Source organism: Candidatus Poribacteria bacterium (assembly GCA_026702755.1).
Lineage (GTDB): Bacteria > Poribacteria > WGA-4E > WGA-4E > WGA-3G > WGA-3G.
Genome location: JAPPBX010000053.1, coordinates 1 through 12,249 on the forward strand (window position 1 = coordinate 1; position 12,249 = coordinate 12,249).

Below are 12,249 nucleotides of genomic sequence, written 5' to 3' on the forward strand. Positions count from 1 at the left end.
AGATACCCTATAAAATGCCGTGCAAAATCCCTAAATTGACACCTATGGTGCGGTTACAAACCGCACCTACCGGGCCTGGAGAAAATATTAAATTACCGAAATATTTATTTAAACTTCATTAACCGCCCCGGTCCCGTAACGATAAGCATTTGTGCTGTCCGAAGACAGACCTTTTAGATCAATTTTGCGTAAGTCCTGTCGGATAGAATTTTTCTTGCTGAAAAAAGTTAAAGTGCGTAAGAAAAAACCAAATTCGATTTTACCTCAGAGACCTCTGAGTATGGATTTAACAAGTATTCAGGTATAACCTAACCAACCTAAACAACTGACGAGGGAGAAGACATTTTTAATCAGCGAAATGCATCTCAACTCGGTTGTTAGGAAACAACACGAAAATACCAGGAGAAAAATTATGGGGAAGAATCAGAGGTTAGAACCCTCTCTCGTTGAGGAGTTCGTTGGCAAGGCTCATGGAGATTTTCAACGGGTCAAGCAATTGCTTAATCAAGAACCTGCACTCATTAACGCTACGTGGGATTGGGGTGAAGGAGATTGGGAAACGGCACTTGGTGCTGCCGCCCATACAGGGAGCAGAGATATAGCGGAGTACCTACTCGATCGTGGTGCCCGTTTGGATATTTTTGCAGCTACGATGCTCGGGTATACCGAAATCGTTCGGGCATTTGTCGCTCAGCGTCCAGATTCTTTGTCACTTCTCGGTCCCCATGGCATCCCCCTGATTGCGCATGCCGAGGTGGGCGGTGCCGAGGCAGCTGAGGTGCTGGTATTTCTCAAAAATCAAATGAAAGATTGATAAGTGGCACACCAAACTCGTATGAAGGGATATGTCGGACATTAGATTAGCGAACCCAGGCGATGCGGAAGCAATCCACCAAATATTACAGGAGACATGGGGTGAATCCCTTCTCTTCGATGTGTTCGCGGATCACATTTCGTCACCTAAGCATCAAATCTTTGTTGCAGTTGAGGCGGGCGAAGTGTCAGGTTTTCTTTCCGCGTTTCTGGTGTCCAGTCCAACCCCTTGCTGGGAAATAGATCTCATTATTGTCCGTTCTATGAGTCGCGGAAAGGGGATAGGAACTGCTCTCATTGAGGAAGCGTTGACATACGGTTTTAATCTCGGCGCACGTTGGGCGAAGGCATCAATCCGCGTTGACAATTTTCCAAGCCAAAGCGCATTTTCCAAGGTAGGCTTTACGACAAACGCTCAAGTGCGTAACCTCTTTCTTTGGACCCCTTTGGCTTGCGAGTCCAGACCTGATGTACCGAAGACTGTCCATCTTATACCTGTCGATACATTAACCTATCGCGGATTGTGGATTGAAGGATTTATTGAGCCGCACCTATCCCTAAAAGAGCAGCACGATGTGATTCGTGTGGCTCGAAATTGTGTTTTTCATGAGAATCGATTAAACACAGGTATGTTTATTCCGGACATTTCTAAACACACGCTCGCGCCCGACTTATTAACCGCTGCCACCGATTTTGGTCAATATCACCGGTGGGAGTATCCGTTTAAGTAGCGTTCAATTTATGGTGAATTAAGTTGACAGTTCAATTGAGCAACAGATCTGGGAGGTGTGTGAATGAGCGAAGACATCTGTTTCAGTCCAGAAGATCAACAGTTCGTTGATCGAGCCACAGATTTTTGCCAACAAATGGGTGAGCGTGCTGTCCTTATGTTGATTGGGAGTCGTGCCGCTGGTTTCACCGATGGATGGTCGGATCTTGACCTGTGTATCATTGGCGATAAGCGTCACCTTTCCGATGAAGATCGAGAGACTTATGAACAAAGCTGGCAACTCTTCGTTGATCGAGGTGATTTTGAGGCACACTGGTCATTTTATGATGAAAATGACCTACGGGCGTGGTTGGAGACGTACCCAGATGAGATGATGTGGGTTATTGCGACTTCACAAACTCTCTACGGTTGTTCAAGCACTGCTGAAGAACTCAAGCATCGCTATTGCGTGTATCCGCCCGCGATCGCGGAGCGCAAGTTGAAGTGGATGTTCGGCAAGTATTATTTCTCGCAGCGTGGTCCCTTAGCTATGGCAGCTCGAAACAAGGTGGAAACGGCATTTGTTGCGGTTGGAAATGTCATTGAGTACCTCTGTAAAATGTGCTGTGTCGCTGAGAGACAACCGTTTCCCTACGAAAAATGGGTGGTTGAAGCAGCGAAACAGACACAACTGGGCGCAATGGTGTATCCATCAATTCAACGCGCTGTGAATGGCATCGGAGACTTTCTCGACCCGCCAGTCGATAGTAACTGGCGTGATTGGGCACCGGTGAAGGAATTACGCCGGACATTGCCAATTGTTCAAAGCGGACTAAAGGAGCTCGGTTGGGTCGGCGATTGGATTGACGATCCGAATGCAGTCTACTTCGATGAGACAGCAAGACGACCCGCACCCTGAATGTCAACAGAAAATATAAATACATCCGTCGCAAAATAATTAACACAAAAAGTCCCAGGCCCGGTAGGTGCGGTTTGCAACCGCACCGGACTTCGCCCTAAACACAAAAAGGATTACTATGACACAACCGTCTCTCCAAGTCGGAAATATCGTCCAACCTATTACGCATGTTGATGTACCTCAAAAAACAGACTATGAAGGTAAATTTATTTCACTATCACCAATCAACCCACAAATCGATGTTGCGGAACTCTATGAATGCTCTCACGGATCGGATGTAAAGGAGCAAATCTGGACCTACATGAGTTACGGTCCCTTTGATAGCACACACGACATGCATAAGTGGCTTGAGGAAGGTGCTGGCTCTGAGGATCCACTCTTCTTTACCGTCCACCATCTTGAATCGAAGCAACGGGTTGGTATGGTGAGTTTCCTGAACATCGTTTCAGACATGCGACGACTGGAGCTCGGACATATTTGGTATGCACCGGATTCCCAGCGATCTAACGTGAACACAGAAGCCATATACTTAATGCTCTGCGAGGCTTTCGATAGATTGAAATACCGCCGTGTCGAATGGAAATGTGATTCTCTAAATGAACGTTCTCGAGCAGCAGCATTGCGACTCGGTTTTAAGTTTGAGGGTCTCTTCAGACAACATATAATCGTAAAGGGTCGAAACAGGGATACTGCGTGGTATTCCATGTTGGACAGCGAATGGAGTGCTATTAAGAAGAACATGGAGATGTGGTTATACCAAAACCCTGATCAGCAGTTGTCCTTAACGGTGTTGAACAACAGTAAGCCCTAAGTAGGTGTCTGAAAAATCGGTTGGATTGAGGCACGAAGCCAACTAACATCGAATTTGTTGGGTTTCCCGTTCGTTTTATCCGCCGTTTTGTGGATGACAGAGTGCCATGGGTTGTAAGTTTACCACACCATGAAAATGGAAAAGCCGTTTGTTATACCAGTCAATTCAGTATCGGGCGGTGGAAAGACGACACTGTCAACTCTGCTCCACAAGTCATTGCCGGATTCGTCTCTTTTCTGCTTCGACGATTTTGATGATACGAATATTTATCCTGTTGATTTCTACGAATGGAGTCGACGTGGCGGTGACATCGAAGAATTTGATTGCCCTGGAATGCAAGCGGCGGTCGCGGCTGAAGTTCATCAGGGAACAGCGAGGTGGATTATTTTGGATTTCCCATTCGGTCGCCGACACTCGCGTTTTTGTGATACCATTGATCTCGCTGTTTTTGTTGACACCCCGCTTGATGTGGCCATGGCGCGACGAATTTTAAGAGACTATACAATCAACCGTGATGAATCTTCAGAAGAAACTCTGAATCGCCTCCATAAAGATATGTCGAACTATTTGGCAAGGGGGCACTATCCATATTTGAATACTTACAAGGACAAGGATCATAGTGATCTCGTTTTGGACGGGCAGCGCAGTCTGGATGATTTGAAGAACGACGTAATAACGATGCTAAAATCAAGAAATTTGGTAACCCACGTTTTCTAAATATGAGAGAAGTTGTCTTTTACCGTACAGTATCAGGACATTGTCCAGTTGAGCAATTTTTGGATTCCCTTACTGCGAAGCAGAGTACCAAAGTCACTTGGACATTAGGGTTAATTGAGGAATTAGAATTTATCCCACAACAGTACTTCAAAAAACTGACCGGTACAGATGATATCTGGGAGGTACGTGTCAATGTTGGTAGAGATACGTTCAGACTTTTGTCTTTTTTCGATGGTCCAAGATTAGTAGTCCTTAGTCATGCCTTTGCCAAACAGACACGGAGAATCCCAAGGTCAGGTATCCGATTAGCAGAAAATAGAAAACAGGATTATTTCAGGAGGAAAAAACGGTGAGTGACTTAAAACGTTATGTCCAAAAACGTAAAGCCGCAGATGCTGAATTTGCTCAAGATTATGAAACTGGTTATCTTGAGTTCAAAATTGGTATTCTACTTCGACAAGCTCGTGAAGAAGCTGGCTTAACCCAAGAAGAGGTGGCGCAAAAGTTAAATACCAAGAAGTCTGCTATCTCAAGAATGGAAAACCATGCAGAAGATGTTAGATTGTCAACTTTAGGGAAGTACGCAAAAGTGCTTGGAAAGAAATTATATTTGTCGGTTGGATAAGTAAGGAGATGTATTCATGAGCAAATTGAAATTCGCTTGCCACCTGATCCAATTTGGTGGCGAACAGCAAGAAAATCCAGAAAAAGTGTTGCGAGAAGTCGCCGATGCTGGTTGGGAAGGCGTTGAAAGTGTTCCTTTTGAAGGAGCAGATGGACTGGTTGAGATGGCGACGCTCGCACGGAGCCTCGGACTCCATATCGTCAATGCCGGTGGTGCCGGACTCGACAGGGTTAGGTTCAACATCACCCTCGGCAATAATGCTGCCGAAGTGCCCTCATTGAGGCGTTCAGAATGGGGAGGACCCGACCCAAGCGATGAAGATTTCGAGAACGCCGCTCGAACCTTAGACGACATTCTCGCGTATTGTGATGCTCACAACATCAAAGGCTTCCACCACGCCCATCTCGGCACATTGCTTGAAACAGTTGATGACGCAGAACGCCTCTTGGCAGCAGCACCGAGTCTCTGGTTACTGTTTGATACAGGCCACATGCTCGCTGCAGGTAGCGATCCGATGCAGGTCTTCGAGAGCGAGAATTTACGGAATCGGATTGGACATGTCCATCTCAAAGACTGCCACGCAGACGATCCTGAAACATGGGATTACAGAACACAACGCTTTGGCGAGCAGGCGTGTTTCGCGGAACTCGGCGCGGGAAACTTAGGACTTGATGTCAAAGCCGCGCTTGAAGGACTCGAAGCCGTCGGTTATGACGGATGGGTCTCCGTCGAACTTGACCGTCCGTATCCGCCGCGTCCAGCAGCCGAAGCCGCAGTCGTAAATCGAGAATATCTGCGGGGTCTCGGATATTAAACGGAGGCACATTCCTATGCTGAAGCGAATCAAAATTCAAGGGTATAAATCACTCGTGGATCTTGAGGTAAACTTTGGACACCTTGCTGTACTCGTCGGTCCCAACGCTTCAGGAAAGAGCAATTTCCTTGATGCCTTACACCTCCTATCGCGCGTAGCCACCAGTCGGACCCTCAAAGAAGCGTTTGATCCGCCTTATCGAGGACACGCGCTGGAGTCGTTCACTTTTGGGGAAGAAGGCATCAAGAGCCTCTTGGAACAGGAAACAGTATCGTTTAGTATAGAGGTAGATGTTCAGCTTTCTCCCAAGATCGTTGAGAATGTCAATCAACAAATTCAGAAAATGAGACCGGTGCCGCTGGACGAAGATGAATCTGTTTCAAGGCGATCACCACCTACCGTGCGCTCGCAAAATCTTCGGTATCGCATTGAGATTGAGATGCTCCCCAAGTTCGGGACATTGCGGGTCGCGAACGAGTATCTCGCTGCCCTTAATACCACAGGTCACTTAAGTCAAAAACGCAAGCCGTTCTTAGAACGGGTTGGCAATCAGCTGCATTTGCGGATGGAGGGGCAAGCGCGTCCAGCCCACTATGAGCGAGGTCTCAATTATAGTATCCTTTCAATGGCGCATTATCCCCCTCACCATCCTCATTTGGTTGCGATGCGGCAGGAATTGGCGAGTTGGTTTACCTTCTATTTTGAACCGCGTGAACGCATGCGGCTCCCAAGTCCTGTTAAGGAAGTTCACCATATTGGGTTGATGGGAGAAGACCTCGCAGCCTTTCTTAATACTTTGCGAGGTCTCAATCCGCGACAGTTTGAAGCCATTGAGAAATCTCTCCATACTATGATTCCTTCCATAACAGGCATTGAGGTTGGTGTCAATGTGTTAGGCGAAGTGGAATTAAATCTGTGTGAAGGCGAAAAACGTGTTTCGGCACGGGGTTTATCCGAGGGGACACTTCGGATTTTAGGGTTTTTAGCACTCGTTGGTGCCGAAAAATCGCCAGCGTTGATAGGATTTGAGGAACCGGAGAATGGTGTTCATCCTCGTAGGATTCGGCGTGTTGCTCGGTTTTTGGAAACTCGCATGTTTCTTGAAGATATCCAATTCATTGTCACAACACATTCGTCGCTTTTGCCCGACCTCATTCCTCCTGAATCGTTATATGTTTGTCGTAAGGTTAACGGGAATACAGAAATTGAGCCTTTTGCAATGATGCATAGGGGTCCCTTATGGAAAAAGTCGGATATTGAGGTAGCCTTGGACGATGAAGATGCCTTATCGCCTTCCGAACGTATCTTGCGGGGGGACTTTGATGCGTAGTGTCAATCTGCTCGTTGAAGATACAGTCCATGAGGATTTTCTCGTGGCATTGGTTCAGCGGGTTGCTAATGCGTACAACATTGAGATCAAGATTAAAGTCTCCAGTGTCCGCGGTGGACATGAAACGGTTATTACGGAATTGAGGCAGTATCAACAGGATTTGCAGCACAACGCCGAGGATCTACCGGATCTCATCATCGTAGGCACGGATAGTAATGGCAGGGGATTTTTGCAGCGGGAAAAAGAAATCAATCAGTCAACCTCCGATTTGGCGGATCGCGTTATCTACATGATTCCCCAACCGCATATCGAGCGATGGCTCCTTCTCAATGCGGAGGCGTTCAAAAAGGTATTTGGCAGGGGCTGCTCGGTTCCTAAGCGGAAATACGACCGCGAGCGTTACAAGCGTCTTCTCCTACAAGCGATTCGTGACGCAGATGTGATCCCGCTTTTGGGGGGTATTGAACATATCGCAGATCTCGTCAATGCAATGGATTTCCAACATTTGGAGCAAAGCGATAGATCCTTCCGAAGGTTTTTCAGAGCGTTACAACACCAGTTTGGGGCATGGCAGCAAACAGAGAATTGAAGCGATAATTCCTGGGACGGTGTGCTTCTTATCTTACGAAAGTACCATGCTGTTTTCAACAAGCTCTGTTGGTGTTTAGCTAACAATTTCTGGTAGATTCCAATTAAAACGTGAGTTTGAGAAAAGGCAAATTTTGACAGCAGGTTTATTTTTGGGAGGTCAATTACCAGAGAAGCGTTGGGAATAGAAACTCCATCCCGCAATTGTAAACCACTGTCTTATGATTTTTTCACAGGATGTAACGTTTGGCGAAAAAATTGTGTCTTTAATGATTGTAACGTGAGCTTGATAAATATGCCTTTTAACTTCTAAAACTTTTTTCAAACTTACATAATTAAAAGAAGGAGACATTTGGTGATGAAAAAGAGGCTGTTTTCTAACGTTTTGCCGTATCTTTTTCTATCCATTGTATTTTTACCCTTAACCTTCGCTGCGGACGTGATACACTGGGATTTACCGGAAGGTGCGAAAACCCGGCTTGGCAAGGGGAGTATATCGGAGATAGCATATTCGCCGGACGGCAGGCATCTGGCGGTAGCGAGTTCTATAGGGATCTGGGTCTATGATACAGCAACGAATGAAGAGGTCGCGCTACTCACAGGACATACGGATAGCGTCTATAGCGTGTCGTTCAGTCCGGATGGCACCACAATCGTTAGTGGGAGTAAGGATAATACCCTTCGTATGTGGGATATAAACACCGGTGAACACTTGAAAACGCTCACAGGACATACGGATTGGGTCAACAGCGTGTCGTTCAGTCCAGATGGCACGACAATCGCAAGCGCAAGTGAGGACGATACCGTTCGTGTGTGGGATGCAAGCACCGGTGAACCCCTGAAAACGCTCACAGGACATATCGATGATGTCTTGAGTGTATCGTTCAGTCCAGATAGCAGAACCCTCGTTAGCGGAAGTTTGGACGGTACCGTCCGTATATGGGATACACACACAGGCGAACACTTGAAAATGCTTACAGGACATACGGCTTGGGTCTGGAGTGTGTCGTTCAGTCCGGACGGCACCACAGTCGCAAGCGCAAGTTTGGACAATACCGTCCGTGTGTGGAATGCAGCCACAGGCGAAAACTTGAAAACGCTCATGGGACATACGGGATATGTCACCGGTGTGTCGTTCAGTCCGGACGGCACGACAATCGCAAGTGGAAGTAGGGACGCTACTGTCCGGTTGTGGGATGTCGAAACAGGCGAACATCTAAAAACGCTCACAGGACATAAGGCTTGGGTCTGGAATATGGCGTTCAGTCCTGATGGTAGAACCCTCGTTAGTGGAAGTGACGATGATACCCTCCGTATATGGGATGCCGAAACAGGTAAACACTTGAAAACTCTCACTGGACATACGGGGCATGTCACCGGTGTGTCGTTCAGCCCGGATGGCACGACAATCGCAAGCGCAAGTGAGAACGCTGCTCTCCGGTTGTGGGATGCCGAGACAGGAAAACTCCTGAAGACTCTCAAAGGACATACGGAGAGTGTTAGGAGCGTGTCGTTCAGTCCAGATAGCAGAACCCTCGTTAGTGGGAGTGAGGACGCTACCGTCCGGTTGTGGGATGTAGCCACAGGCAAACGCCTGAAGACTTTCAGACACATGGGGGCTGTCTGTAGTGTATCGTTCAGTCCGGATGGCGCGATAATTGTTAGTGGGAGTGAGGACGCTACCGTCCGGTTGTGGGATGCAGCCACAGGCAAACGCCTGAAAGCTGTCATAGGACATAGGAGAGATATCTATAGCGTGTCCTTCAGTCCGGATGGCACGACAATCGTAATCGGAAGTGAGAACGCTGCTCTCCGGTTGTGGGATGTAGCCACAGGCAAACGCCTGAAGACTCTCAAAGGACATATGAAGAGTGTCAGGAGCGTGTCCTTCAGCCCGGATGGCACCATAATCGCAAGTGGAAGTGAGGACGCTACTGTCCGGTTGTGGAACGCAAACACAGGCAAACTCCTAAAGACTCTCATGGAGCATAGAGGGAGTGTTAGGAGTGTGTCATTCAGTCCGGACAGCATGACAATCGTTAGTGGAAGTGAGGACGATACCCTCCAGGTATGGGATGTCGAAACAGGAAAAGTCCTGAAAACCCTCATAGGACATACGGGGCATGTCACCGGTGTGTCGTTCAGTCCGAATGGCTCCACAATCGCAAGCGGAAGTGAGGATGGCACGGTGCTGCTATGGGATGTCCACACTCGTTAACACCGGAGATAATCCAACTCGACACTTATCCCAATCCCGCCGCATGCCTCCCCGCAGCTGGATCACCAGCAGCATAGAACGTTCCATTCTCTTTGTCGATATGGAGCATGGAAGGCGCGGCAATAGCACCGCCATGCGCCCTGAGTTGATGCCCACGATTACCAAGTTCCTCCCTGACGTTTTCGCTCACACTGTCGTTGATAGTCAACGAACCCGCTTGTCCGAATGTCTCTATACGGTTCGGATTCGGATCGAACGAATCTTCGTGATGCGCGGTAGCAAAACGTGGGGCTGTAACAGCATTTTCTGGTAGCATGCCAAACTCAACGAAATTGAGCAGCAAATTCATCGTCGCTTGATCTTGCAGATCACCACCCGCAACGCTGATGGCTAAAATCGGAGCACAGTCCTTAAGCACCAGTGTGGGTGTAAGCGTGATTCTCGGACGTTTTCCAGGCTGGATACAGTTCGGGTGTCCGGGAGTTGTGTTAAGGCTCCGTAGACGGTTGCCATAACTGACACCTGTAGGACCGACCATACCACCTGCGTGATAGACGTTAGCACTCGGTGTCGCAGCGACGACATTTCCCCAACGGTCAGCAACTGCACAGGTCGTCGTCCCACCTACGCCAGGCCGAAAGACACCGCCCGGTTTTAATGGTGCCATGTTATCCACATCGCCGGGTCTCACTTCGTGTGATGCTTTTTGCATATCAATAAGCGGTCGGCGGATCTCAGTGTAGGCATCGGAAAGCAGCTCAGTTAACGGAACATCTACAAACTCCGGATCGCCGTAGTAGGCATCGCGGTCAGCCATCGCCAGTTTGAGGGCTTCCGTAACCACATGCACATAGTCTGCCGAGGGGTTACCCATCGCTTTGAGATCGAAACCTTCCAGTAAACGCAATGCTTGGCAGAGATAAGGACCTTGCGTCCAGGTACCGCACTTGTGTACCGTATATCCTCGGTAGTCCACCGTTACCGGGTCTTCAACAAGCGTAACATGAGCAGCGAGGTCTGCCTTACGGAGAAATCCACCCTTGTCAATGTAGAAACCTTCCAAGGCATCGGCAATATCGGTATCAGCACCGTTTCGTCCATAGAAACGATCACTTGCTGCTTGGATTTTTTCCTCGCGGCTACCAGATGTTTTCTGTTCCGACGCAACCATCCGACGTAGCGTGACCGCCAAGTCAGAATGCCAGTCCGTCTCACCAGCATCAAGCAGAGCCAGCGTGGGGGCAACGATGTCTTCAAACGTCTTAGTGCCATACAACTTGAGTGTGGTCGTGCAGAGATCCACAACCGACGGCACCGGTGCCATTTTAATATCACCATTAGGGATACCATTCTCCATATACCAATCAATCGCGGTTTGCGAGAGTGGGGCACGTCCCTGTCCAGAGAGTGATTTCACTTCCTGCTTTTCCGCGTCAAAGATGAGAAGCGGCACCTCACCCCCGATAGAACAGGCACCGTGATCTGTAACGTTGAGCGCAAGGATCGTCCCCGCCGCTGCGTCTGCCGCATTTCCGCCCGCTTCCAGAATTTCAATTCCCGCCGCAACGGCTTTTGCCCCACCGGCAGCAACGGCTCCAGTCTTACTAACAGCATTCCATCCAATTTCTTGCGTGTTTGACATCAGTTTCTCCTCTCCTTTATCACCAGAAGTTGTGCTGATTTTCCAATCCCCAGTTTTGCTTTAAAGCATAGCATAAAATCGTATATGTGTAAATATTTTATCGCTTGAATAATGAACGGAACTCGGTTAAAATATTACTCAAACAGTGAATCAAGTACGTAAATAGTGCTCACACAGTTAGCCCGTAAATATGCGCAATAAGCCTAAAAGGAATTTGAATGCCTGAGATTTGTCGGTTTTTCGGTATCATAATACGAATGTATGTAGAGCCTCGAGCACCTCATCATCGGCCTCATTTCCACGCTTATTATCAAGAGGACGTTGGTGTCTATGCCATTGACAAGATTGAATTGATCGCTGGTCAACTTCCCAGACGACAGCACCGGCTGGTTAAAGCTTGGGCAGAGCTGCATCAGAGAGAATTGTTGGCAGATTGGGAACGATTACAATCGGGTCGAATTCCATTAAGAATTGATCCGCTTCAATAAAGGAGGTAGACATGCTTCATCCAATATATCGTGTGGTTTCTTTTGAAATACAAGCACCTTACACACTTCGCGTCTGTTTTGATGATGATACAGAACAAGTTATAGACTTTCAACCTACATTAAAAGGCGAATTGTTCGGTCCGCTCCGCGATCGGACTTTATTCAACCAAGTTCGGATTGATCCAGAAGTCCATACATTAGTATGGCCGAATGGAGCTGATTTTGATCCGGCGACCTTACATGATTGGCCTGATCATTTACCTGCACTGAAAAGAATGGCAAAGTGTTGGTCTCTTGAAAAGACAAAAGATATCGAAACATCGCCAGAACTTATGCAAAAAACCACGGCGCAGGCATAATTTAAGCACTAACAAAGGAAAATATGGCTGAATACAAAATTGCGGTAATTCGAGGAGACGGAATCGGGATTGAAGTGATAGAAGAGGGCATCAAGGTCCTCAACGCTATCGCCGATAGGTATAACATCAAATGGGACTTTGTAGAGCTCCCTTGGGGTTCAGACTACTATTTCGAGCATGGGCACATGATGCCAGCAGATGCCCTTGATACCCTTG

Annotated in this window: 15 protein-coding genes; 14 read left to right on the forward strand and 1 reads right to left on the reverse strand. The window is 47.8% G+C overall.

The window, feature by feature from the left end; genetic code table 11:
• Positions 1-412: 412 nt before the first annotated feature.
• From OXH39_09895 to OXH39_09945, 11 genes are all read left to right on the forward strand, one after another.
• Positions 413-814: an ankyrin repeat domain-containing protein gene (locus tag OXH39_09895; protein MCY3550755.1), complete on the forward strand. Its 402-nt coding sequence runs from the start codon at positions 413-415 to the stop codon at positions 812-814.
• A gap of 31 nt (positions 815-845) precedes the next feature.
• Positions 846-1,544: a GNAT family N-acetyltransferase gene (locus OXH39_09900; GenBank protein MCY3550756.1), complete on the forward strand. Its 699-nt coding sequence runs from the start codon at positions 846-848 to the stop codon at positions 1,542-1,544.
• Between the two features lie 63 nt (positions 1,545-1,607).
• On the forward strand, positions 1,608-2,441 hold the full coding sequence (locus OXH39_09905) for a nucleotidyltransferase domain-containing protein (protein MCY3550757.1): 834 nt from the start codon (positions 1,608-1,610) through the stop codon (positions 2,439-2,441).
• Between the two features lie 118 nt (positions 2,442-2,559).
• Positions 2,560-3,252, forward strand: coding sequence for a GNAT family protein (locus tag OXH39_09910; protein ID MCY3550758.1), 693 nt, complete (start codon positions 2,560-2,562; stop codon positions 3,250-3,252).
• 129 nt (positions 3,253-3,381) lie between these two features.
• Entirely contained in the window at positions 3,382-3,969 is a 588-nt protein-coding gene (locus OXH39_09915; GenBank protein ID MCY3550759.1) for a hypothetical protein, read from the forward strand.
• Positions 3,970-3,971: 2 nt separating this feature from the next.
• Complete coding sequence (locus tag OXH39_09920) at positions 3,972-4,322, forward strand: type II toxin-antitoxin system RelE/ParE family toxin (protein ID MCY3550760.1); 351 nt, start codon at positions 3,972-3,974, stop codon at positions 4,320-4,322.
• Complete coding sequence (locus tag OXH39_09925; protein MCY3550761.1) at positions 4,319-4,594, forward strand: helix-turn-helix transcriptional regulator; 276 nt, start codon at positions 4,319-4,321, stop codon at positions 4,592-4,594. The genes OXH39_09920 and OXH39_09925 overlap by 4 nt, the downstream gene beginning before the upstream one ends.
• Before the next feature lie 16 nt (positions 4,595-4,610).
• Positions 4,611-5,408: a sugar phosphate isomerase/epimerase gene (locus OXH39_09930; protein ID MCY3550762.1), complete on the forward strand. Its 798-nt coding sequence runs from the start codon at positions 4,611-4,613 to the stop codon at positions 5,406-5,408.
• Between the two features lie 16 nt (positions 5,409-5,424).
• Positions 5,425-6,738 (forward strand): AAA family ATPase, encoded by a 1,314-nt coding sequence (locus OXH39_09935; protein MCY3550763.1) that lies wholly within the window; start codon positions 5,425-5,427, stop codon positions 6,736-6,738.
• Positions 6,731-7,327, forward strand: a complete 597-nt coding sequence (locus OXH39_09940) for a DUF4276 family protein (protein MCY3550764.1) — start codon at positions 6,731-6,733, stop codon at positions 7,325-7,327. The genes OXH39_09935 and OXH39_09940 overlap by 8 nt, the downstream gene beginning before the upstream one ends.
• Positions 7,328-7,684: 357 nt before the next feature.
• The gene (locus tag OXH39_09945) at positions 7,685-9,544 is read left to right on the forward strand and encodes a WD40 repeat domain-containing protein (GenBank protein MCY3550765.1); all 1,860 of its coding nucleotides are present in this window, start codon (positions 7,685-7,687) and stop codon (positions 9,542-9,544) included.
• 25 nt (positions 9,545-9,569) lie between these two features.
• Here OXH39_09945 and OXH39_09950 read toward each other — a convergent pair whose 3' ends face one another.
• Entirely contained in the window at positions 9,570-11,186 is a 1,617-nt protein-coding gene (locus OXH39_09950) for a gamma-glutamyltransferase (GenBank protein MCY3550766.1), read from the reverse strand.
• Positions 11,187-11,404: 218 nt separating this feature from the next.
• Here OXH39_09950 and OXH39_09955 point away from each other — a divergent pair, with 218 nt between their 5' ends.
• From OXH39_09955 to OXH39_09965, 3 genes are all read left to right on the forward strand, one after another.
• Entirely contained in the window at positions 11,405-11,674 is a 270-nt protein-coding gene (locus OXH39_09955) for a DUF4160 domain-containing protein (GenBank protein MCY3550767.1), read from the forward strand.
• A gap of 11 nt (positions 11,675-11,685) precedes the next feature.
• Positions 11,686-12,033, forward strand: coding sequence for a DUF2442 domain-containing protein (locus tag OXH39_09960; GenBank protein ID MCY3550768.1), 348 nt, complete (start codon positions 11,686-11,688; stop codon positions 12,031-12,033).
• Positions 12,034-12,056: 23 nt separating this feature from the next.
• Positions 12,057-12,249: isocitrate/isopropylmalate family dehydrogenase (locus tag OXH39_09965; GenBank protein MCY3550769.1), on the forward strand; the 193-nt coding region annotated here is incomplete at its 3' end.

Excerpts from the sequence above, each read along its gene's own strand:
- OXH39_09895 (MCY3550755.1), top strand. The coding sequence starts at position 413 with ATGGGGAAGAATCAGAGGTTAGAACCCTCTCTCGTTGAGGAGTTCGTT.
- OXH39_09900 (MCY3550756.1), top strand. The coding sequence starts at position 846 with ATGTCGGACATTAGATTAGCGAACCCAGGCGATGCGGAAGCAATCCAC.
- OXH39_09905 (MCY3550757.1), top strand. The coding sequence starts at position 1,608 with ATGAGCGAAGACATCTGTTTCAGTCCAGAAGATCAACAGTTCGTTGAT.
- OXH39_09910 (MCY3550758.1), top strand. The coding sequence starts at position 2,560 with ATGACACAACCGTCTCTCCAAGTCGGAAATATCGTCCAACCTATTACG.
- OXH39_09915 (MCY3550759.1), top strand. The coding sequence starts at position 3,382 with ATGAAAATGGAAAAGCCGTTTGTTATACCAGTCAATTCAGTATCGGGC.
- OXH39_09920 (MCY3550760.1), top strand. The coding sequence starts at position 3,972 with ATGAGAGAAGTTGTCTTTTACCGTACAGTATCAGGACATTGTCCAGTT.
- OXH39_09930 (MCY3550762.1), top strand. The coding sequence starts at position 4,611 with ATGAGCAAATTGAAATTCGCTTGCCACCTGATCCAATTTGGTGGCGAA.
- OXH39_09935 (MCY3550763.1), top strand. The coding sequence starts at position 5,425 with ATGCTGAAGCGAATCAAAATTCAAGGGTATAAATCACTCGTGGATCTT.
- OXH39_09940 (MCY3550764.1), top strand. The coding sequence starts at position 6,731 with ATGCGTAGTGTCAATCTGCTCGTTGAAGATACAGTCCATGAGGATTTT.
- OXH39_09945 (MCY3550765.1), top strand. The coding sequence starts at position 7,685 with ATGAAAAAGAGGCTGTTTTCTAACGTTTTGCCGTATCTTTTTCTATCC.
- OXH39_09950 (MCY3550766.1), bottom strand. The coding sequence starts at position 11,186 with ATGTCAAACACGCAAGAAATTGGATGGAATGCTGTTAGTAAGACTGGA.
- OXH39_09955 (MCY3550767.1), top strand. The coding sequence starts at position 11,405 with ATGCCTGAGATTTGTCGGTTTTTCGGTATCATAATACGAATGTATGTA.
- OXH39_09960 (MCY3550768.1), top strand. The coding sequence starts at position 11,686 with ATGCTTCATCCAATATATCGTGTGGTTTCTTTTGAAATACAAGCACCT.